The following is a 20882-nucleotide window of genomic DNA, read 5'->3' as shown; positions in this document are numbered from 1 at the left end:
CTGGCTGAATCGAGTTCACTCAAAAAGAGTGATTCCGATCACAGTTATTCCCCATGCCAGTTGCGACCATACCCTTCGCTTATTATTTTACTTTGCGAAAAAAGCTATCGATTTTCTACATTAACTTCGAGAGGTTCAAGGATGGACGTGAAGAGTGTATTGATTGGATTAATTGCAGGATGTGTACTGACATTGGCGGGAGTGCAGCTACACAGCTATAAACAGACCCCGCAAAACCCGAATCCTCCTTATCAAAAACAGAATCAGTTTGATGTGGTTAGCCCCATCAAATAAACCGGCTCCCCCCATGGCCCCGAGATTTGTGCAAACTGCCTGATGCACCTTCGAGGGGCCAACCCCAAGATCTAAAATCGTTTCCTCTGTATGGCTGAACTTGTGCCTATTGCACAATGCTCACCAGGCCATCGGTAATGAATGGCAGATAAGTAATGCCATCCGGATACTCTTCTGTGAGGGGGAAAACCTGAATCACTCAGAGGTTAATGAGATCAAGGGGAGCATGATCCCGACCCGTGAATAAGTCTGTAAGATTCCTGTCTATAGGGGGAGACAGCCATCATGATAACCGCAAGGGTAAAGTGTCCTGCAGTATACCCCGCGGCTGAAAGGTGCGCTCTGGAGCATTGTCCTTGGTTACCGATTTTGGCCCGGTTCTCCCGGGCCTGGAGCAGGAGATCTGTTGTAGCTATGTGCAATGGACTGGGGCTATCGCAGAGTCTGCTTGATGAGCCAGGATAAGGTATGCCCTGGCCGCCGCTTAGTGGTTAACCAAGCTTCAAAGAGGCAGTAGCGCGAGCTTGATATCCAGGGGAGTAGCTGGAGCCAAACTTGACCAAGAAAGGATTGGGATCTGAAAGTAAAAAGCTCAGCTTCTGTAGAAGCTGAGCTTTGAGTGAGATGGAAACTGCGGGGGATTATTTGCCTGAGTCCAGGGCCAGCTTGTTGCGGGTTAGGAAGTTCACCACGATTGAGATCACAAAGCCGGTGAGGGCAATCAGGAAGATGCTCTGGAACACATGGTGGTAGTTCTGCGCCGCATCGGTCAGGCTAATGGCCTTGCCATGTACCGTTTCGGTGGAGGCCGCTGTGGCGATCCAGGCCGCCAGGTAGTTGGCCACCGCGCCGCTCAGCAGCATATAGATCCCGGCCAGGGTCCCGGTCGCGTTGGCCGGGTTGAGGCGGGTGATGGCGGCCAGGGCCACCGGATCGACAAACAGCTCAGCAACACCGATGAGACCTAAGCCAACCGTAACCCAAAGCATCGAGGTGTGCCCCGTGCTCATCGCCAGCTGGGATGAGGTGTTGATCAGGAAGAATCCGAGGGTCAGCAGGAACAATCCGGTGCCAAGCTTGGACAGTGTCTTGGGGGTAAAGCCAAGTCCCGCCAGAAAGCGCCAGATCCAGGCGACCAGGGCACCACCGATAATCACCGCAAAGGGGTTGATCGACTGGTAGAAGGAGGCCGGAATCGTCCAGCCAAACAGCTCCTTGTTTACATTGCGCTCAATGAAGAGGTTAATCGAGCTGCCGCCCTGCTGATCGAAGGCCCAGAATAGGGTGCCAAACAGCATGAAGATGATGATGGCCCACAGGTTTTTGCGGCCAACCTCGCCACACTTGATATAGATCTGCGCCAGCAGAAACAGCGAGATGGCACCGACAATAGCCAGCATATAACCGGCCCACAGATGAGCCAGGATGACGCTAAAAAATGCCACGCTCAGCAGGATGCCCACAACCAGTAGCGGACCGTTTGGGATCCCCAGGGTTTTTGCCCTGATCACATCGATTCGAATTTTCTCGACGTCCTGAAAGTGCTTACGCCCGGTGAGAAACAGGATCAGGCCAAGCAGCATACCGATACCGGCGATCCCAAAGCCGTAGTGCCAGCCATAGGTTTGCGCGGCATAACCACAGGCAAGAGGGGCAACAAAGGCACCGATATTGCCGCCAATATAAGAGAGTGAAAATCCGGATTCTCGGGCCGACTCGTTCTTTTTATAGAGCTCCCCGAGCAGGCAGCTGGAATTGGTTTTAAAGAAACCGTAGCCAACGATAATCAGTGCCAATGCCGTATAAAGGGTAAGGTTATCTGAGGTGGGAATACTTAATACCGTATGTCCGGCCACCATGAACAGGGCGCCAATAATCACCGACCAATAACTTCCAAGGATTCGATCGGCAATATATCCACCTATGATAGGCGTCACATACACTAACGAGGTATAGGCACCATACAGGGCGTAGGCGTGCTGATCAGTAAATAGTAGTTTTTGGGTTAAATACAGAATGAGCAGAGCGCGCATCCCATAGTAACTAAAGTATTCCCAGGCCTGGACGCCAACAACGTACACCATACCTCTTGGCTGAGACTGATTATGCATAAATCAAATTCCCGTCAGATAAATAGAAAGAGTCACATATAGATAATTGAATAACCTAAATGAATAAATAAAGGACACATATGAGGCAACCAGGCGTAATATGATGCTATTTAGTCGTGAATAATCCTGCCTGTGCCCTGTTGCCGAGCCATTCACTATACGGTCTGGGATATACATAAACAAGCATATTTTATAAGAAATCATTCACTTTGTTTTCCCGGGGGATGAGCCCCCTGGAGCAGGCTTTGAGGCTAAGCAGCCGGGGCCGGGAGTCGTCGGGTTGCGATCTCGTGTCACTTGCCCGCTGTTTTTCTAAGACAGCTGCTGTCGCCTGGAGGACAGTCCCCGCCGCGTAGCCCTATCGTGACGGGTCTGCCTAGATGTTCTGGTTCTGACTCAGGCTCTGGAGGCCGAATCCCTGGCTAGCGGTTTTTGCTTAAACTGTACCAGTAGGATCAGGGCACTACTGATAAGGATAAGTAGCGGCATCAGGTAGAGGGCATGGGTGATACTGTGGACCGGGATCTGGGCCAGCGAACCTGCCGCAGATGAGCCGGCGCCGACGATGAGGCTGCCGACCAGGATCTGCAAGATGGGGCCGCCTCCCATATTAAACATATTGGTCGAGGCCTGTACCGTGGCCCGGGGGGAGTCAGCAAAGCGTGCTCCCATGAAGGCAAACACCACCACGCTGGCGTTGGTGATAAAACCGAGTGCAAACAGGCAAAATACCAGTGCGGGGTAGGGAAGTTGTCCGCGGAGGATGATCCCCATGGTCAGCGCCGCGATCACGCCACAGCCGGAAAGCAGGGGAATGGTACGTTTATAGTGATCGCCAATCAGTCCCAGAGCCAAGCCTCCAAACAGGCCGCCGATGGCGATCAATGAGGTGAGGAAGGCGGCGCTCTGTGCTGGGAGCTGATAGGCCTTTTCAAGGAAGGTTGGTGCCCACAGTGCTGAGAAGGCGGTTTGCGGACTACTCAGGCAGCCCACATAAACGGCAGCCAGCAGGAACACCGGAGAGGTGAAAAGCTGCTTCAGGGTGCTGGCGATGCCGTGTATCCCGCACTGGATATTAAGCTGACTCACCTTGCTGTGCATCAGGGCCCAACCACACAGCAACAGAGCGCCAAAGGCCCCGGCCAGCCAGTAGACAAGCTGCCAGCTCCCCAGGGTCTGGGTGAGCCAGATCCAGGGGCCTTGGCCAAGGAAGGCGCCCAGCATACAAAAGGCCATGGTGATCCCGACTAGCAGCCCCTTACGCTTACTCCCCATCACCAGGGCAAAGGTCCCGATCACCGCAAAGTTGGATCCGATCCCCATCAGCACTCTGGCCAGGATCAACAGACCGAGGTTGGGTGCCATCGCAAACAGACCACAACCAAGCATCAGCAGGCTGATGGCGACCAGCCATACCCGGTACAGGCCGTAGCGGTCAATCATGATCCCGGCCGGGATCATGAAGATGACGTAAGAGAAATAGTAGGCCGAGGATAACCAGCCAAGGGCCGCAGGGTCTAACCCCAGGTGAGCAGAGAGCTGAGGGAGGATCACGCTATCGGATACCCTGACGGCGTATTCATAAACCACGAATACCCAGCCTGTTAGCAGGACAGGGATTAACTTCTTATTCATCAGCGATTCCCCGGATGATGTGGCTGAGGGGGGAGGCCGCACCCCGGGGTAAGGTCACAGGTGACGGCGGAAGATTTTGCACGATTGATTCCTTGAAAAGATCTGTCCTGAAGAACTAATCATAGCCCCGGCGCATCCGTGCCGGGGTCAGTCTACTGAGATGGGTTACATGGAGTGGATACTGCCAGAGCCCGAAGTTGAAATAGATTTGAAACTTGGCTTGCCTGAGAGGTAGAGATCGCCGCTGCCCGAGATATCCACCGAAATCTCATTTTTCACATTGGCATAAATGCTTCCTGAGCCAGAGAGATCCACTTTAGCCGTGTTCGACTCAAGGTCCTTCGCCTTATAGCTGCCGGAGTTACGCAGGCTGATCTCCTGGTGGTTGACCGAGCCGCCCGAAATAGAGATGGAGCCGCTATTTTCCAGAGAGGACTTAAGGCTATCTGCCACAAGCTTATCAATATCTATGCTGCCGCTATTGGCAAGCTCAAGCTCGAGCTGATTGGTCTTGAGCTGACCCAGGCTGATATCTCCGCTGTTCACCAGCTCGATCTCTGTCTCACCTTTAGCATTGATATCCTTGCTATGAATCGAGCCACTGTTTTTCAAAGAGAGTTCCAGATCCTTGGTGTTAATGTCAGTCACCACATCAATGGTTCCCGAGTTACGGGAGCTGATCTCACTGATATCTTTCATGGTCACATAGAACTTTACCGAGCCTTGCCGATAATCATCACTGTGCTTTAAGCCAAGGTTGAGGGTGTTCCATGACTTGGAAACCTCCAGCTCAGGCAGCAGGGTATTATCAATCTCTACCCGGACTGAGTCTTTATCACCCTGCTTGAGGATCACCTCACCGGCCGAGTTCAGGGAGATTTTACTAAACCCCTGAATATCCTTGGTGAGGCTCACGGTTTCGGCCATAGCTTGGGTGCAGAGAAATGAGCCGGCCGCCATCAGCGAGCCTATCAGCAGCAATCGTTTTTTCATCCAAGTCTTCCTCTTATCGTAATTGGATTCAATTGAGCAGTAGAGAACTTATCCTACACCTATCCGCAGGATGATGCGTTGGATTAGATACCCGGGTTATTTTTTAGCGTTAACCTGAGTCTTAGTATCTTTGAAGTGGGCTGCGCCACAAAGAAACCTGATGGTTAACCAGTGGTCCGATTTTTTGTGGCTTCGGCACAGGGATGTCGGGGCCGCCCGACAGCGGGCAAAGGGGCAAACGCATTTCCCCTTTGCAATCCCCTCGCGCCCCGGATCTCACTGTATCCTCGTCTCTCCTAAGGATTAAGGCGCCGCTTAGACATCACGTCCATGTGATGGCTAAGCTCTCGCGATATCCCTATCGCTCAACCATAATCCTCTGCGGTTCGCCTCAGCGCTCGCTCACGGGGGAGGTTTAACCTCTGTGAGCGAGTGCCGAGGGAGGAAGCCCGGGCAGTACACTGTATCTGTTCACTAGAAGAGATAGGGCCGGAGTAAGCCTGGAATCGGGCTTAAGGATGATGCAGATCTCTTTCATCCAGCGGGCATCTCCCTCAATGAGCTTCAACTATCCTGAAAAATAGATACAGGCCACGCGGTAGGGGAAGGGTTATGCGTAAACTGATTTTCAGGTTGTGTCAGTTAAAGATTGTTATCTGGTTAGCTGCTTTGGCGACATCATTCATGTTTTTGCATGATGCTTACTCGGTCTTCGCAAGCGTACCGAATCACGAGATGGTTGCTTTTGAGCCGGTACGCTATGCTTATGATGTTGGGTTTGTGCTGCTGATCGTGGCTGTTTCTCTGATGCTCTCGTCACTGATCGATGCTGTCATTAAGTATCTGGATCTGCTTTGCCATAATCGGCAATAACATGAATAAGAAAGATCAACCAGGTAACCACAGGTGAGTACTCTTTGTAAAAAGTCGTACCAGAAAGTGTTAGCTCCAGTCGGCTGGGTAAGCTTTTATACTTAGGGGAGGCTGATACCGGAGTTGATGATGCGCGAGCAAAAGAAAAGGCATGGTCTCTATACCATGGAGTTTGTAGACCCCAACCTTATCATGATCCGGGCTTTCGACTCATGGAACCTGGAGCAGACCGAGGCTTTTTGTGAAGAGCTCAATGAAAACTTTGTCAGCCACATTGAACATGCTCCCTGGGGATTTGTTGCCGATATCTCGCAATGGGGGCTGTGCCCCCCTGAAGCAATGGCTCGATTTAACCAGTTGGCAGAAGATCTTGGTAACCGCAACGAACGCTTTTTAGCCGTCATCTCCCACACCAATATTCAAGGCAGCTTGGCGAAAGAGTACGTCAATCACGCCGGGAATATCCTGACAACAAGATATTTTAAAGATGCGAATGAAGGCATACAGTGGTGCCGAGAGCAGCTTGGTCGTGGCCACACTTAGTTGACCACGACCAAGCTGATACCAGGGGGATTCTATTGAGGCTGGAGATCCAGCCTCAATAGAATCTGCTGAGCGCTTAGAACAGATAAGGCTCAAGGGCTTTTCGGTTCGCGATCTGGATCTGCTGGGCTTCGGGTTGCTGCTCACATTTGTGTGGGTCGATATTCAAAGCCGGTAGGGTATAGCCAACCAGGGCGCCCCGGGTGGCGATCTCAAGCTTTCCGTCTCGCATTCCGTAATCATGCTCAATGATCGCCCGCTGAGCGGGATTAAGTCTAGAGTCCGGCTCCAAGATGATGCTGATCTCTGTCATCCAGCGCTGATCCTCGGCCATGGGGTTTGGTGAGGCATCCATGATATCCGGCTCACCGCGAAAGCGGCTCAGCACGAAATCCCGGTAGTCACGATTCTTCTCGCAATAGGCCCGCAAATGCCAGCGTAGCGGGGTACAGACCAGGGTATGAGGGGCGATCACCCGGGTTTCGACCTCCGGGCTATGCATCGATATGTAGTCTAACTCGACTCGTTTTTGGTTGCGGGCCGCCTGAACCAGCGGACGCAAGATGGTGGGCTCGATATTGCGGAGCGGGATTTGCAATGCCTCACAGCAGTTCAGACCCAGATCCAAACCGCTAAAGGTGTTGCGAATATCTGTATTGCGACTCAAAAGGTGCAGGTATTCATCTGCCGTACCCGTGGTGAACTTGGGGGTAAAGCCCGGGGTGGGTGTATATCCCTTAAGGCTCTTGTCATAAACCAGATTATCCGGAACATGCTCCTTTATATAGGTGTTGATATCTTTGGATGCTTGCTGGCGACCGATACCAAAGCTCTTGATTAGGTGATTGGTGGTTAGTCGTCCCTCCCACAGGGCGACAATCTCAATAAAGCGGTAGCGCAGCAGCAGATCCCAGCGAAGCGGCCAGTTCATAATGACTCTCCTGAGTCTGATTGAATAGAGGACATGTGTATGTAAACAGTATAGACATGACGTCATAGCCTACATAACATGTGCTCGCTTTTCCATACTTTACGCATGGAAATAGGGCAAATGACCGAGAGTATTACTATCTGCACGCTGATAAAATCACCATCGTCTGCTATTGCCTGGCTCGGGTAGGCACACTCTATGTTGCTTGATTATGCAGCATGTATTCAGAGTACTGGCAGGGACATTTAACATCGGTATTTTATGGTAATCCTCATAGCTCCCAGAGTTCAGGGAAAGTTTTTATATAGGTGGCTTAAATCTGAGTTGTAACAACTCAGATATCGCTATTTCAGGAGAAGTTATGGGAATTGGTAAGGGTTAAAGTCGGGTATTATATCCCATAGAATTAAATTAGGTATTTGAAATGAAAAAAGTAATCTTCGCAATATCTGCTGCATTAATATTTACTGCTGGCTATGCGAATGCGTTTGGTCTTAGCTCAATTATGTCACCGGAAGCAAAGAATAAGCTTAATATCACGGCTTTTGTTTCTGCGAAGAAAGATAATAATTACTCAGATATGTGTAAATTGTCTGATAAAATAGCTAATTATTATAGCTCTGTTAATGATCAGAAACTTACTCTTACCTGGGTAACAACTAAAGTAGCATCCTGCAAGAAAGCTGGAATATAATACTAGAGTTTACAATTATTTTTTATACACTTTCATTTATAGTGGCAAAGTAGTTTTACTAAGGAACTTATCATGCTGTTTAAAAACACCGTTATTACTGGTGGGCTTATTGCTGCGCTTGGCCTGACTGGATGCGCTCAAACGATGAATCCGGACGAGGTAAATATGTCAGATCTGAATGCAACATCTCGCATTCAAACAGTGCGTATCTTGTCGGTAAAAAAGGTCGAAATTAAAAATGACACAGGAACCAAAGGTGATGCAGGAATTGGTGCTCTTATTGGTGGGGGGCTTGGTTCTCTGATTGGTGATAATCACGTTGCGGTGATGGTTGGAGCTGGTGCCGGTGCAGCTGTTGGCGGTATTGCTGGGGCTCTGCATAAGAGTGATGGAGTTAGGCTAAAGTACCGTGATACAGATGGCTATACAAAGCTGTTTACGGAGATGGGTAACCCTAAGTGGTTTAAGAGCGGAAAGGCTGACAAGATAACCACTTATCATAAGGACGGTAAAGCTACTGTTCGTATTGACTACAATAACAAGCCAATGAAAAGCTAATAAATAAAAATTTATAAGTGATTTCAGAGTTGCTGGGTGTATAGGTATGTAGTAGATATCAAAGCAAATCTTACGACAAGCATTAATTACAAACATGAATGCCGTTCGCAAAAATATTATCTGTGAGTCATTCTCAGACCCAAAGGATATCAATATTTTTCTGCAAGTCTCGTAGAGAAAAAGCATGGGTTTTTAAATCAAGTGCGAATGTTAGATAAATACTGAATTTTTGGTAAAACTTCATTTCAAAATTAAGCGAGAGATGTATATGAAAAGAACAATATTCACTATGATGCTGGTTCTAGCTGGTATAGGATCTGCGAAAGCAACAACCATTGCTATTAAGCAGCCAGAGAATTTAACTCAGGCTAAGATTAATCCTGCATCGATTGTTTCGATACTTGAGTCGAATCTGGTTAACCTGCCAAACATTACTCTGGCTGATCGTAACAATCAGCATGAAATCGATCAGGAATTTGCATTCCAGCATACGGGCAAGGTATCACAGGAAAGCATGCAAAGTGCAGGGGAGATGGCTGGTGCTAAGTTCTTGGTCATCCCAAAGATAACCTATGCAAGAGCAACTGATCGTTCGGTACACTTTAGTAATTTTACAGAGCATAAAGCTAACTTAGAGCTGGAGCTTCAAATAAAAATGCTCGATGTGTCAAAAGGTACTCTGGTATATTCAAAGAACTTTGATGTGACCCATACCTATGCAAGCGGTAGTTCAAGCTACTGGACGGCTCTGGTGCGTAAGGCCGCTGGAAAGCTGGTTGGTGATGAGACATTCCAGTACAAGATTGGTGCGGTGAAGCCTAAGGCCGAAGTTAAGATGGACAAAGTGACTTTCCAGGTTGCCCCTGATGCGATGGTTTTAGTGAATGGATCCTATGTATCCACGGGTAATGGCTTTGGGTCATTTAAAGACGGTGTGACGATTGATGTTAAGGTTGTCCGTGACGGCTACAAAAATTGGCACTATCCGGTAAAAGTTTCACCAAATATGATAATTAAAGCTGTAAATGAAAAGAATGAAAAATCAGCAGAACCTAAGCCTGCCAGCAAGATGAAAACAGTTCAGAAAGTAACGATGACCGTTCAGCAGCCTAAGTGATTATTGTAAAAATTTGTTTACCTGCGATCACTGAACTTATATTTGTCACTTCCTATTTTCCGGCAACTGACTTTCCAGTTGCCATGCTTTATGTGTCTTTTGATTAAACGGTTTATATTGGAACCCGAATGAAAAAAACTATGATTAGCTTAGCCATTGTCTCTGCAATGGCTGCCCAGAGTGCATTGGCAAATACCGACAATCTAACCACTGCCGGATTACCTCAGGTAAATCTTAATAATCAGCTGAGTTCGACCGAGAGCCATCTCGCTCCTGCACACTATGAGTCGATGGATTTTTCTGCTAAAGACTATGCCTATATTAATTTGTCGGCAGGTTATGGAGAAAATAGCCTGATCACAGATATTGATGATGGCCTGCAAGCTTTGGGCGTCTCCAGTGACCGGAGTCACCTGGCCTATTCAGCGGCAGCCGGTTTTATTCATAATCTGAATGCGGACTTTGGGCTGGGCGGTGAAGCTGCCTATAACCAGCTCGATGAGCTCAAGGCCCAAGGCTATGATCTCAACAACCGCTCCATCGATCTAGCGATGGTTGCCATGTTCCATGCAAGCAAAAGCTGGGACATCTTCTTTAAGGGCGGTGCTTCCTATCAGTATGCCAAGTTAAAGCATGAATCAACCGGGTGGTCCGACACCAATAACAGCTGGGTACCAATGGCAGGCTTTGGTGTGGGCTATAACCTGACTCAGAACATCGCCTTCAACCTCACTGTGAACCACTACTTCGGCAAAGATGATCTGGTGAACTCACAGCGCGAGATCAACTCTGATGCCACCGGAAAGGTCACCAGTTACCTGGCGGGAGTGCGGTTTAAGTTCTAATCGCTAAAGAGGCCAAGGATTTGGCCACCTTGCTGAGTGCAGCTCCATCAGGGAGCAGTATGAATATCTTCACAACCTGGAAGCTGGATCATCCAAATACCCTCGAGCTACGCTGGCTGAAGCTGAGAACTGTTATTGCGGATCAGAATTGCATGACTTGATTTTATCGCGATATAAATAACGTCACCCTGCTCAAAGTGGTTATTCAACCAGCTTGTCATCTCTTTGCCACCCATGATTCTTGGGGTTTCATTGGTATTCGCAGTGCGGTTTATATAGCCCTTAACCCGTGTCTTTGAATAGCCAAGGTATATCTCAATCTCTTCACCATCAGCACCAAATTGCTCCTGATATGCGACAGGGATATTAAAGAATCCTTTGTTGTAGTAGGTATCGCCAAGTTGGATCTTAATTGTTTCTGTTGGCTCTCCGCCATTCCAGGCTGGAGAGAGCTTAGCGATGAGAGAGTCCTCCAATCCTGCTGCCAGATTGAGGTGAAACTCTCCAAAATGGAGTAGCCCATGATCAGGGAGTACATACAGCTCGATAGAGGAGTTTGTTGTCAATGCATCCAGAATGTTCTGATGGTTGCGAATATTGGTGCTCTGTGTCGCTCCCGGATTGAGGTAACCATACATACGCTTTTTGAGAGGCTGAGTTGTCTTCCCTATATATTTTGGGATCCCATCGACAACGAAGCTATACAAGATGTTTGATGATTCTGCCTCTTCATGAATATTCAATTGAGGCTTTTGGTTATCAAGGTACCACTCTCCGACTTTTCTAAAGCCAATCTGAGTAATTTTATTCAGCATATTATTCTCTATTTATCTGGTTATGTGGGCTTATGCATTACTGGATAAGCATCTGTGAGAATGCCTGTTGCCATTCGCCAGGCACCAGCTGTTGAGTTTTAAGATCAAAAGGAACAGCCCACAGGTGGAGTCTTTCATCAAAGCTAAACACCGGGAGAGGCTCATCGAATGCACTGTGTCTCGGGTAGATCAGCATCATATCTCCCTGGCCTTGCATGTACTTGTGGCCATAGGCATAGAGCTGATAGATATCGGATTGCTTGATCCCATATTTGTGCTCAGAGGTGTTGTGCATGTCGTTAAGGAGCTTCCACTTGGTATCCAGCACGGAGCACTGCTGTTTGGTCTCTAATAACAGATCTGGCTTGAGTTGGAACCAGTTACTCACTTGCTCTGTTTCTCTTGGCTGATGCCTCAGAAGATACTTGCTGGCCGCCTGAGTCTTCAGGCGAGCACTGCTATGCAGCGAACCTCGTAGACAGTGGGAAACATACTCTTCAAACAGTCTCTCCATCGCAAATAGCAACGCTACACCTTCATGCTGCCCCTGTTGAAAGCTGGGATTGAGTTGTTCCAGAATCAGTTCACACCAGGGTTTGATCGCGTCATAGCCTTTCATCAGCTTACTACTTTGCCAGCGAGGTAACTCCTGCATAGGTTGCTGATAGGCTTCAATGGTGATGAGCTGGTGTGCCAGTTCATTGGCCAGGCGCCAGTTATCTGAACTCTTGGTTAGTTTGAGAGCATAATCCAAAGCCGTTTTCAGGAGCCGATTTTCCCGGCGCTGTGGACTATAGATGTTGTGCTGGATATGAAACCAGGTTGCCCGATCCGGTGTTTGTCGGCTCTGACGGGCAAGATTGATCTGCCCCCGGATAAAGCGGCTCTCCTCTTCTACAGCCTGGTAGTCAAAGCGTAGCCCTCGGTTAATCAGCTGCTTAAGTTCAGCCAAAAAGCACTGAATCACCCACTCATGCACAGGTGCGTCTGTTCGGCGTAGCTGAGCGGACTCTGCTTCCCGAGGCTTAAGGTGCATCGCCACCAACAGCATATTGAACAGCAGCCCCCGGCAGCCATCGAGCTCCCCGGGATCTGAAAACTCATGCTGCTGTGTTTTAGGCAGGATCTCGATCTCTTCACCCGTCGGGCTTCGCAAAAAACCAACATAACTACAGATCTTAAGCCTCTGTTTACCCTCAATCTCTAAGAGCTGAGCTCGTCCCTTCCAGCGAGCCTGTAGCTCAAGCAACCAGTTAAAGGTTGCCGGAGAGACCACTCCCAGGTTGAGGCTTCGAGTTTGACTCTGATCGCAGGTGATCGAAGCATACTCGCGTATTTGGATGATGTCAGGCATTACCCAATAATCCCCAGATAGGCTTCGGGATTTTCAAAGGCACTCTCATTGAGGCGATAGCGTCGATCACTGAGCTGTCCTGCAACTTCGGCGCCAAATAGCTTCTCAATAGAGTTATCGCCTCCCTGAGTAATAAAGCGGCATTCGTCTGACTTCTTGGGATCGTTCAATACCCAGCCGATTCGCTCAAAGTCATCAAAGAAGTACTCCTGTAGTAGAGGTAAAATATTCTCTTTGAAAATTCGTTTGAGCTCCTGCTGGCGATCCTCTTCAGATTCAAGAGATGGCAGCTGCATAAAGTAGCTGTGCCCAATCATATGATCCTGATCCAGCAGCACCTCGATCCGTTGGTTGATGGTGCTCAGTAGTTCGTCGATTTCGACTCCAAACACCTCTATCCCTTGAAGCAGCTTCGGATTGGGTAACATCTCGATGAAGCTGAAGCGCCGCCGCAACGCCAGATCCAGCTGGGCCAGAGACTTATCGGCGGTATTCATGGTGCCAACGACATAGAGGTTGTTGGGGATAGTAAACGGAGTCTTCGAGTAGGGTAGGGTCACTGAGTGTCCTTCATCCTCACCTTTGCGCTTGCTGGGTTCCAGCAGGGTGATCAGCTCACCAAAGATCCGCGAGATATTGCCGCGGTTAATCTCGTCAATCACTATGACATGGGGCTTCAGGGCCTGCTCTGTAGTCCCGGTTGGAGCGAGAAGCTCAGCCATCCGCTTCAGAACGATGGTTTCACCCTTCAACTCATATAGTGTTTTTTGGGTTAGATTTTTGTTGAATAGAGCTTCAACTGGCTGACTGGGCTCATAACGGCGAAGCCATTTTACGCTACGAGCCTGATGATAGTCATCTCTATCATCTTCTGGCTGATGCATATATTCGCCAGTGATCTCAGCAATGGCCCGGAATTTACGGTTGCCATCAGATATTACAATTAGATCACCCTTTTGAATTTCATTTTTGAAACGATGGACAGAGGCAAGGGCAAAGTCGTGTACTTCTCCATGTTCCTGCTCGAACTTTTCTTTGATAGAGTCCTTGTTATTGCAGCCACTGAAATCAATGTTCCCACCCCAGCCCAAAAGTACGTAGTTGTTCTCAAGGCACTCTTGGTAAATGTAATCATCATCTTCCAGCTTGGTGTTACCCAGTGACATCTTCCAGAACCGGCGTCCGCTGAGATCAATACTCTCTTCAGAGAGGATGGCATCTCTGGAGCAGGCCTTATCACAGAGCTGCTTGAAGATCCCATCCTGGATCTCATACTTCAGAGCACCACTATCTTCATCTGTGGTTGCGCGGATCCCCTCGATAAAATCCTCATAGGCAAAACTTTGGTGGAAGGTGGTAAACACGATGCGCTTCTGCTCAAGCAGCTCATCGTAACGATGCTTTAATGCTTTGCGTAGTTCATCATCGCTAAGAAGATCGGACTGTTCAGCAAACCATTCGGGATCAGCTATCTTCACCGCATGCTCAGTTGTGTGGTAAGTCTTGCCGGTTCCGGGAGGGCCAAACAATATGGTATTGAGAGGGATATGGCTCATATTTTTCTCTTGGGCTTCTTGCTGAGTATTACTGTTTTGTTGGGTATTTAGAACTATGCCGTGAGTACCGTTAAACGCGATCTGGATTTTATCTTTTGCTCGGAAGCCACAAGGAAGAAGGATGCTTGATAGGGTGATCTTTTCCTCTTCAAAATAGCAGACAGGAGATACCCAGACACCACCCTTATCAGGATGATGGATTTTGGCTTGGTAGGATTTACCATTGAGCTCCAGCTGTATGGGCTGCACATCATTTGAATTGAGAGGCAGGAGTTCTTTATCTTTTTTCCTGAAGTTAATCGCCAGACCATCGGGAGAGTTATGAGTTGAGTTGATCGTACCCGTAACAATGGTTCTGTCTTCTGTTAAGCTCTTTGCTAGGAGGCTTTTGAATAGCTGACAAGCCTCTCTCATTCCATCAATATCTTCGGCAGTGAAGCGATACTGATAGGGAGCGTAGGTATCGTCTATATTTCTCGCTTCATATAAATTTTTAAAGTAATTGAGCTCATAGAATTCGTTTCTAATCTGCTGGCGTATAGAAAACCTTATATTGAACTGGCAATTTTGTAGTGGTTCTATCGTAAATAACCACATTCCATTCTCTAAGTAGAACTTGAGGCGACTGTCATTTCGTGTTGTAAAGTATGGTGTATGAGCGTTGTCACGAAGTGCCTTAAGAATGGGGAGCACATCTTGATTAAAGCACTCTCGGAACGCCTCAGGCATCTTCTCAAGGTTAGTGCGGCGTTTTAGCTCTTCAGAAACAACAACACCTTCATCATTATTTAGATAACAGCTAATCTCTTCTAAACGTTTAAACATCAGGGGGCTCTACTACTGGTGATTGAGCATATTAAATTGGATATGCGAAAATTTCGCAGTATGATAGGCCCGTCGAGGTTATAAATCAAGCAAGATGCGACAGTTTTTGCGATCTTTTCGGGAGCTGTCGGTCTTGTTTTTTGAAGTGAGTGAAAAATAATCGAATAGGTGGGGAAAATAAATCGGGCAGATGCTTGAAATTGAAGGCAGAGCCGATGGTGGCTCTGCCATTTGGGAGATCAGCTCAGTTGTGCGCCTGGCGCAATCGCAAAATTACCTGCAGAGTGAAGGTCTGCTGGGTTTGCCAGCGCCAGCTGATACTCGGCGGCACTTAGCCTGTGATCAGCTGAACAGTCAACACTCCACAGTCTAAGCAGATAGCCTATTGTTGCTGCAGGGAGTCCGGTGACTTCCAGTGTGCCATTTTGCATTCCATAGTCACGCTCTATCGCTTCAGGAAAGCTCACCCCCGGGTGTGGGATCAGGGTGAGCGTGACTTTTGCATTCCAGTCGTTATCGCACTCAACGGACTCCTGCTCAGAGTCAATGGTTAATCCTTCGCTGCAGATCTGAGTAAAGCGAGTTAGTACAAAGTCACGAAACTCCTGACGCTTGCGGCAATAGGCGCGGACATGCCAGCGCTGCCCGGTGTCGACCAGAGAGTGGGGAACCAGCTCCCGCTCGGTTTCACCACTGGTGAGGGAGATATAGCTGGCTCGCAGGGCCTGTCTGAAATGGATGGCGCGGCAGACACTGGCCAGGATCTCAAGGTCTGGTTGGTTTAGGTGATGGCTGGGACTGATAGAGACCGGAGTGGGGCCACTGTGAAAGCCCTCTGAAACACCTTCACTCAGAGTCGAGAGGGTCTTTAGTGGCTCATAGTCAAATAGTGGCACAAAGCTTTGAGTGCGTTGGTAAGTCTTACTACGTGCATCGTAGTGGATATTCTCCGGAGCCAGCTTGCGGTACAGCGCCAGATCTATGGTGGCATTAGAGAGTGTCACCCCAAAGCGCTTCACCACATCATTACGGGTTAACTCACCTTTGAACTGAGCCAGAAAGTCGATCAGCCACAGCCGCTCGCGCTGAGGAGCGGAAAGATCATCCAGAGACTTGGGGTTTTTCTTGGCCATGATGCACGCTTTTAATACTGGTAAATTTTCGCAGTATCATAACAAGCATGAGAGCTACTCTCAACATCATGAGATCAATTGTTACAAAGCCATCCTCTTTGCATGGTTTTTGTGGGAATTTTATCCACCAGGCTTGATCTGCGAAAATTTCGCAGTATTATGCTGTTCCACGCTGAGTGAATTTAGAACAATACGCGATTATTTCTGTCGTGGTTGTCCTGCTGTCGGCCGAGACGAGCCATAGTCATTATTTTTAAGGTGTCATTTTCATGAGTAAACAGAACAAAACCGTTACTTTTTTTGAGCGGATATTATTTTCATTCACTCGAGGACTCTCTATTTTTGGAGCGGCGGCTGGTATTTTGGCTGTGGTGATTATCGCAATTGAGATGATTCCAACTCATATCGATACTTCAGTCACTCTTAAAGATGGAAAGTTTGTTTATTCCGCTGAGCGCCAGGACAGTGCTAGTAGTGGCTCCAATGTTCAAGTTAACCCGGAAGCTGGATTGGATCTACCCAATAATATCAATGCTTACTTTACAGGTAATAACAGACATGTCCTGGACGGTTGGCTGGATTCACTCTCCTCAGAGGATCAGAAACAGGATTTCATCGATAATTTGTCTGAAGTGATCTCTTCGGCAGAAAAACAGCACCTGGATGTCACAGGATCGATTAACAAATATAAAGAGATTAAGTTGTCTGAGATTCAGCGTAGTAACCTCTGGAATGCTGAGCAGGCTTCTAAGCGTTATGTGTTATGGGGCGTTATGGCCGGATTCCTATTCTTTATCTCCCTGATGTCAATCTTACTGGTGCTGATGGCGATAGAGCGCAATACCCGTAAAACAGCTCAGTAATGCTGATTTTTATTGTGATAGTCCTGATCATCATCCTGCCGTTGATGATGATCTCTTCAATCATCACTGATAGCTGCAAACTGCTGGAGTCGCTTTGCCGTGACCCGGTACCCACGCTCTCCTCTATCTGTGCGGTGGGCGGGACCTGGTTGCTGTGGGAGTCTGATCTTTCGCTGGGCTCTTTCTGGGCCTGGCTGGGAGTTCTCATACTGCAACTCATCGTGTTTCTGGCCCTATTTTCATGGCTGGCAAAGTTAAGCCAATCCAAAGAGAGTTAAACCATGTATTTTGAAGATCAACAGCTTGTTTATTCCCCCTCCGATCTGACGGTGTTTCTGGATAGCTCCTTTGCCTCATGGATGGAGCGGTTATCGAAGCAGTGCCCACAGCAGGCACCGGCTCATGATGATGAGGATGAACTGAATAAATTGCTGCAGCAGCGAGGCTATCAGCATGAAGATAATCTGCTGGCTGAATTCCGGGCAAAAGGCCTGGATGTGGTTGAGATCCCCGAGGAGCTTGATGGGCAAAAACTGAGCTTTGCCTGGCGCCATCAGCTGACCCTGGAGGCGATGCAATGCGGAGCGGAGGTGATTTTTCAGGGAGCTTTAGAGCTTGCGCCATTTCGAGGCTATTCCGATTTTCTGCTCAAGGTACCAGGAGCAAGCAAGCTGGGGGATTATCACTATGAGGTGTGGGATACCAAGCTTGCCTCTAAAGTAAAACCCTATTTTGTAGTGCAGCTTTGCTGTTATGCCGAAATGCTGGAGCGGCTGCAGGGTGTAAAACCCAAACATCTGGTGGTGGCACTGGGCAGTGGTGAGCAGGAAACACTTAAGACAGAAGATTATTATTACTACTACCTGGCACTCAAGGCCCGATTCCTGGGGGAGCAGGCTGAGTTTGATCCGAATAAGATGCCCGATCCTGCCGACTCCAAAAGCCATGGATGCTGGAGTGATTTTGCCGCAACTTTGCTTGAAGAGCGGGACCACCTGTCGCTGATTGCTAACATCACCCGATCACAGGTGAAAAAGCTCAATAAGGCCGGGATCCACAGCTGCCAGCAGTTACTGGACATTGAGCCATCTTATATCCCGGGCCTGAATCAGCAAACACTCAAAACCCTCAGGGCTCAGGCCGGGATCCAAAAAGCCAGTGCAGGGCAGATCCCACCACTATTTAAGGTCAAACCGCTGGAGCAGGGTAAAAAGATGGGGCTCGCGTTGTTGCCTCCGCACTCGGATCTGGATGTGTTCTTTGATATTGAGGGGTTCCCCTGGATGAGGGCGGGCTGGAGTATCTGTGGGGCAACTCCTATTTTGATGAGCAAGGTAAGCGCCAATTTATCGATTTTTGGGCGCACAATCGTGAGCAGGAGAAGCAGGCCTTTACCGACTTCATTCGCTGGGTGTATCAGCGTTGGCAGCGTGATCCGAATATGCATATCTACCACTATGCCAATTATGAGATTGCTGCTTGTCGCAAGCTGATGGGGCGCTATGGCTGCTGTGAATATGAGCTGGATCAGCTATTGCGCAATGAGGTATTTGTCGATCTCTATAAGGTTGTCAAAGGTGGGCTTCTCATCGGTGAGCCCCGCTACTCCATCAAGAATGTAGAGCACCTCTACCGTGGCCAGCGTGACACAGAGGTCGGTAATGGTAGTGACTCAGTGGTGGTGTATGAAAACTGGCATGAACTAAATGCCCTGGGTGAAGAGGGAGACAGCTGGCAAACCTCGAAGACACTTAAAGATATCCGTGACTACAACATCGATGACTGTAACTCGACTCAGGAGCTGGTCGAGTGGCTGCGAGCACAGCAAGCCGAGCATGGCATCAGCTATCTGGGCAAGACGGAGGTCGAGGAGCCCGAGATTCCTGAAGAGGTCACCGAGCGAACCCTGCTTCGCGATCGATTATTGGCGCGCAGCGAAGATGGCTCGTCACAGCAAACACTGCTCGATGAGAATCTTGCCTGGACTTTGGAGTTTCATCGGCGCGAGGCAAAACCTGTGTTCTGGCGACTCTTTGACCGTCTGGGGATGAGTCACCATGAGCTCACCGACGATATCGACTGTCTGGCGTGTTGCGAACGAACCGGGCTGGAGCCTTACAAGCCTAAACCCAGAGCAAGACTCCTTGCTTATGAGTACCAATTTCCAGCCGAACAGGAATTTAAAATCCCAAGAAATGAGGGGATGTATCTCCTTGGGGAGGATAGGCAAAAAATAACTCTGGATTTGGATGAGTGTGACTTTGAGCGTGGCCGGTTGGTGGTGAAGGCCAAACAGGAGCCTGAACAGCTCATTTCACTCATCCCAAATGAATATGTGAATCCCAAACCAATCCCTGAGGCGATTGCTGATGTGGTGAGCCGCCATGAGCAGGGTGCTCTGGGGGAATCTGCTATTAGAGATTTTTTACTGCGGAGTAAACCCAGAATCAAAGGGCACTCCGGTGGATCCATTGTCAGCAGCCAGTCATCTGATGAGCGGCTTAAAGAGATTATCAATGCGGTGACTCAACTTAATAACAGCTACCTGACCATTCAGGGGCCTCCGGGGGCTGGTAAAACCTATACCGGCAAGCAGATCATCGCCGAGCTGTTAAAGCAGGGCAAGCGGATCGGGATAGCCAGCAATAGTCATAAGGCGATCAATAACCTGCTACTGGGAGTCGCTCAATTCTGTCAGCAGCAGGGGATCGAGGCACACTGTTACTGCACTAATAAGACCGGCGATGAGCTGACTGAGGCAGGTATTGAGATTGTTAAGAACAATATTATCGCAGACAAACTCAAGGATGCCTGTGTCGTCGGCACCACGGCCTGGGGTTTTTGCCGGGATGAGCTCAGTGAGCAGTTTGATTATCTGTTTATCGATGAGGCTGGGCAGGTTTCGGTGGCCAATCTCATCGGGATGAGCCGCTCAGCCAGCAATCTGGTGTTGATGGGCGATCAGATGCAGCTGGGTCAACCCTCTCAGGGCTCACACCCGGCAGACAGTGGTTTGTCGATTCTGGATTATCTGCTGTATGACTCACCGATCATTGCGCCGGATATGGGAGTCTTTTTGGGAACCACTTATCGGATGCATCCTGAGGTAAACCGTTTTATCAGTGACGCCATCTATGATGGTGAGCTGGATGCGGCATCGGGGAATGAGTTTCAGTCCATTGAGGCCCCGGAGGGGTATGCCGGAGTTCTTTGCTGTGAGGCGGGTGTGCAGTTTGTTCCACTGGAGCATGAGGGCAATACCCAGGCGAGTGATGAAGAGGTTGCTGAGATAAAGCGGCTTGCCAATCAGCTGTTGGGGCGTCGTTTTACCAGCAAGAGTGGTGAGCAGCGAATCATAAGTTGGGAGGATATGCTGTTCGTGGCGCCCTATAACCATCAGGTAACCAAGCTTAAGCAAGCCCTGGGTGAGCAGGCCAGAGTCGGGAGTGTTGATAAGTTCCAGGGGCAGGAGGCACCCATAGTGTTCTTTAGCCTGTGCGCCAGTGATGCGGCAGAGTCGCCCCGGGGAGTCGATTTTCTGTTTGATAAACACAGGATCAATGTCGCCATCTCCAGAGCTCAGGCACTGGTAGTGGTGGTGGGTAACCCACAGCTTTTTTCCAACTCGGTGAACTCGCTGGAGCAGATGAAGAAGGTCAATGTACTGGCGAGATTGCTGCAATATACCCGGAGCCCGGGATCTGTTGGTGTTTGATTCATATTTTTTGATGAGGTTTGTAGT

General features: G+C 48.8%; 18 protein-coding genes and 1 pseudogene. 11 read left to right on the top strand and 8 right to left on the bottom strand.

Annotated features, from left to right (window positions below):
* The first annotated feature begins 141 nt into the window (after positions 1-141).
* Complete coding sequence (locus DB847_RS24520) at positions 142-294, top strand: hypothetical protein (RefSeq protein ID WP_159084737.1); 153 nt, start codon at positions 142-144, stop codon at positions 292-294.
* 641 nt (positions 295-935) lie between these two features.
* On the opposite strand, the gene DB847_RS18305 is transcribed toward DB847_RS24520, so the two are convergent.
* The 3 genes from DB847_RS18305 to DB847_RS18295 form a co-directional block, all read right to left on the bottom strand.
* Positions 936-2405 carry a peptide MFS transporter gene (locus DB847_RS18305; protein ID WP_108651994.1) on the bottom strand — a complete coding sequence of 490 codons (1470 nt, stop codon included), beginning with the start codon at positions 2403-2405 and terminating at the stop codon, positions 936-938.
* 396 nt (positions 2406-2801) lie between these two features.
* Positions 2802-4040: an MFS transporter gene (locus DB847_RS18300; RefSeq protein WP_108651993.1), complete on the bottom strand. Its 1239-nt coding sequence runs from the start codon at positions 4038-4040 to the stop codon at positions 2802-2804.
* 165 nt (positions 4041-4205) lie between these two features.
* Positions 4206-5033, bottom strand: coding sequence for a head GIN domain-containing protein (locus DB847_RS18295; protein ID WP_108651992.1), 828 nt, complete (start codon positions 5031-5033; stop codon positions 4206-4208).
* Positions 5034-5645: 612 nt separating this feature from the next.
* Between DB847_RS18295 and DB847_RS18290 the strand changes: the two genes are divergently transcribed.
* The gene (locus DB847_RS18290; RefSeq protein WP_108651991.1) at positions 5646-5906 is read left to right on the top strand and encodes a hypothetical protein; all 261 of its coding nucleotides are present in this window, start codon (positions 5646-5648) and stop codon (positions 5904-5906) included.
* A gap of 129 nt (positions 5907-6035) precedes the next feature.
* Positions 6036-6449, top strand: a complete 414-nt coding sequence (locus tag DB847_RS18285; protein ID WP_108651990.1) for a hypothetical protein — start codon at positions 6036-6038, stop codon at positions 6447-6449.
* Between the two features lie 76 nt (positions 6450-6525).
* Here the strand turns inward: DB847_RS18285 and DB847_RS18280 are convergent, their stop codons facing one another.
* Positions 6526-7380 carry a helix-turn-helix transcriptional regulator gene (locus tag DB847_RS18280; RefSeq protein WP_108651989.1) on the bottom strand — a complete coding sequence of 285 codons (855 nt, stop codon included), beginning with the start codon at positions 7378-7380 and terminating at the stop codon, positions 6526-6528.
* A gap of 424 nt (positions 7381-7804) precedes the next feature.
* Between DB847_RS18280 and DB847_RS18275 the strand changes: the two genes are divergently transcribed.
* From DB847_RS18275 to DB847_RS18260, 4 genes are all read left to right on the top strand, one after another.
* Positions 7805-8074, top strand: a complete 270-nt coding sequence (locus DB847_RS18275) for a hypothetical protein (RefSeq protein WP_108651988.1) — start codon at positions 7805-7807, stop codon at positions 8072-8074.
* Positions 8075-8146: 72 nt separating this feature from the next.
* The gene (locus tag DB847_RS18270) at positions 8147-8632 is read left to right on the top strand and encodes a hypothetical protein (protein ID WP_108651987.1); all 486 of its coding nucleotides are present in this window, start codon (positions 8147-8149) and stop codon (positions 8630-8632) included.
* 268 nt (positions 8633-8900) lie between these two features.
* Complete coding sequence (locus DB847_RS18265) at positions 8901-9749, top strand: hypothetical protein (RefSeq protein WP_159084736.1); 849 nt, start codon at positions 8901-8903, stop codon at positions 9747-9749.
* Positions 9750-9877: 128 nt separating this feature from the next.
* Entirely contained in the window at positions 9878-10594 is a 717-nt protein-coding gene (locus DB847_RS18260; protein WP_108651985.1) for an outer membrane protein, read from the top strand.
* Positions 10595-10701: 107 nt separating this feature from the next.
* Here the strand turns inward: DB847_RS18260 and DB847_RS25165 are convergent, their stop codons facing one another.
* The 4 genes from DB847_RS25165 to DB847_RS18240 all read right to left on the bottom strand — a co-directional run bounded on the left by DB847_RS25165 (position 10702) and on the right by DB847_RS18240 (position 16277).
* Positions 10702-11409: a GIY-YIG nuclease family protein gene (locus tag DB847_RS25165; protein ID WP_199911620.1), complete on the bottom strand. Its 708-nt coding sequence runs from the start codon at positions 11407-11409 to the stop codon at positions 10702-10704.
* Positions 11410-11446: 37 nt separating this feature from the next.
* Positions 11447-12763 (bottom strand): McrC family protein, encoded by a 1317-nt coding sequence (locus DB847_RS18250; protein ID WP_199911619.1) that lies wholly within the window; start codon positions 12761-12763, stop codon positions 11447-11449.
* On the bottom strand, positions 12763-15144 hold the full coding sequence (locus tag DB847_RS18245) for an AAA family ATPase (RefSeq protein ID WP_108651984.1): 2382 nt from the start codon (positions 15142-15144) through the stop codon (positions 12763-12765). The genes DB847_RS18250 and DB847_RS18245 overlap by 1 nt, the downstream gene beginning before the upstream one ends.
* A gap of 239 nt (positions 15145-15383) precedes the next feature.
* Entirely contained in the window at positions 15384-16277 is an 894-nt protein-coding gene (locus DB847_RS18240; protein WP_108651983.1) for a WYL domain-containing protein, read from the bottom strand.
* A gap of 269 nt (positions 16278-16546) precedes the next feature.
* On the opposite strand from DB847_RS18240, the gene DB847_RS18235 reads away from it, so the two are divergent.
* The 4 genes and pseudogenes from DB847_RS18235 to DB847_RS26145 all read left to right on the top strand — a co-directional run bounded on the left by DB847_RS18235 (position 16547) and on the right by DB847_RS26145 (position 20855).
* The gene (locus tag DB847_RS18235; protein WP_108651982.1) at positions 16547-17140 is read left to right on the top strand and encodes a hypothetical protein; all 594 of its coding nucleotides are present in this window, start codon (positions 16547-16549) and stop codon (positions 17138-17140) included.
* Positions 17140-17418, top strand: coding sequence for a hypothetical protein (locus tag DB847_RS18230; RefSeq protein WP_108651981.1), 279 nt, complete (start codon positions 17140-17142; stop codon positions 17416-17418). The genes DB847_RS18235 and DB847_RS18230 overlap by 1 nt, the downstream gene beginning before the upstream one ends.
* A 3-nt stretch (positions 17419-17421) precedes the next feature.
* Positions 17422-18360, top strand: a pseudogene (locus tag DB847_RS26150) (hypothetical protein); the annotation flags it as partial.
* A 59-nt stretch (positions 18361-18419) separates the two neighbouring features.
* Positions 18420-20855 carry a TM0106 family RecB-like putative nuclease gene (locus DB847_RS26145; protein WP_325049176.1) on the top strand — a complete coding sequence of 812 codons (2436 nt, stop codon included), beginning with the start codon at positions 18420-18422 and terminating at the stop codon, positions 20853-20855.
* The last annotated feature ends 27 nt before the right edge of the window (positions 20856-20882 follow it).

The sequence above is a fragment of the Dongshaea marina genome (assembly GCF_003072645.1).
Taxonomy (GTDB): domain Bacteria; phylum Pseudomonadota; class Gammaproteobacteria; order Enterobacterales; family Aeromonadaceae; genus Dongshaea; species Dongshaea marina.
The sequence above is the reverse complement of the archived record's forward strand: the minus strand, read 5'-3'. Positions and strand labels throughout refer to the sequence as shown.

Coding starts and splice junctions, on each gene's coding strand:
- DB847_RS24520 (WP_159084737.1), top strand. CDS start 142: ATGGACGTGAAGAGTGTATTGATTGGATTAATTGCAGGATGTGTACTG.
- DB847_RS18305 (WP_108651994.1), bottom strand. CDS start 2,405: ATGCATAATCAGTCTCAGCCAAGAGGTATGGTGTACGTTGTTGGCGTC.
- DB847_RS18300 (WP_108651993.1), bottom strand. CDS start 4,040: ATGAATAAGAAGTTAATCCCTGTCCTGCTAACAGGCTGGGTATTCGTG.
- DB847_RS18295 (WP_108651992.1), bottom strand. CDS start 5,033: ATGAAAAAACGATTGCTGCTGATAGGCTCGCTGATGGCGGCCGGCTCA.
- DB847_RS18290 (WP_108651991.1), top strand. CDS start 5,646: ATGCGTAAACTGATTTTCAGGTTGTGTCAGTTAAAGATTGTTATCTGG.
- DB847_RS18285 (WP_108651990.1), top strand. CDS start 6,036: ATGCGCGAGCAAAAGAAAAGGCATGGTCTCTATACCATGGAGTTTGTA.
- DB847_RS18280 (WP_108651989.1), bottom strand. CDS start 7,380: ATGAACTGGCCGCTTCGCTGGGATCTGCTGCTGCGCTACCGCTTTATT.
- DB847_RS18275 (WP_108651988.1), top strand. CDS start 7,805: ATGAAAAAAGTAATCTTCGCAATATCTGCTGCATTAATATTTACTGCT.
- DB847_RS18270 (WP_108651987.1), top strand. CDS start 8,147: ATGCTGTTTAAAAACACCGTTATTACTGGTGGGCTTATTGCTGCGCTT.
- DB847_RS18265 (WP_159084736.1), top strand. CDS start 8,901: ATGAAAAGAACAATATTCACTATGATGCTGGTTCTAGCTGGTATAGGA.
- DB847_RS18260 (WP_108651985.1), top strand. CDS start 9,878: ATGAAAAAAACTATGATTAGCTTAGCCATTGTCTCTGCAATGGCTGCC.
- DB847_RS25165 (WP_199911620.1), bottom strand. CDS start 11,409: ATGCTGAATAAAATTACTCAGATTGGCTTTAGAAAAGTCGGAGAGTGG.
- DB847_RS18250 (WP_199911619.1), bottom strand. CDS start 12,763: ATGCCTGACATCATCCAAATACGCGAGTATGCTTCGATCACCTGCGAT.
- DB847_RS18245 (WP_108651984.1), bottom strand. CDS start 15,144: ATGTTTAAACGTTTAGAAGAGATTAGCTGTTATCTAAATAATGATGAA.
- DB847_RS18240 (WP_108651983.1), bottom strand. CDS start 16,277: ATGGCCAAGAAAAACCCCAAGTCTCTGGATGATCTTTCCGCTCCTCAG.
- DB847_RS18235 (WP_108651982.1), top strand. CDS start 16,547: ATGAGTAAACAGAACAAAACCGTTACTTTTTTTGAGCGGATATTATTT.
- DB847_RS18230 (WP_108651981.1), top strand. CDS start 17,140: ATGCTGATTTTTATTGTGATAGTCCTGATCATCATCCTGCCGTTGATG.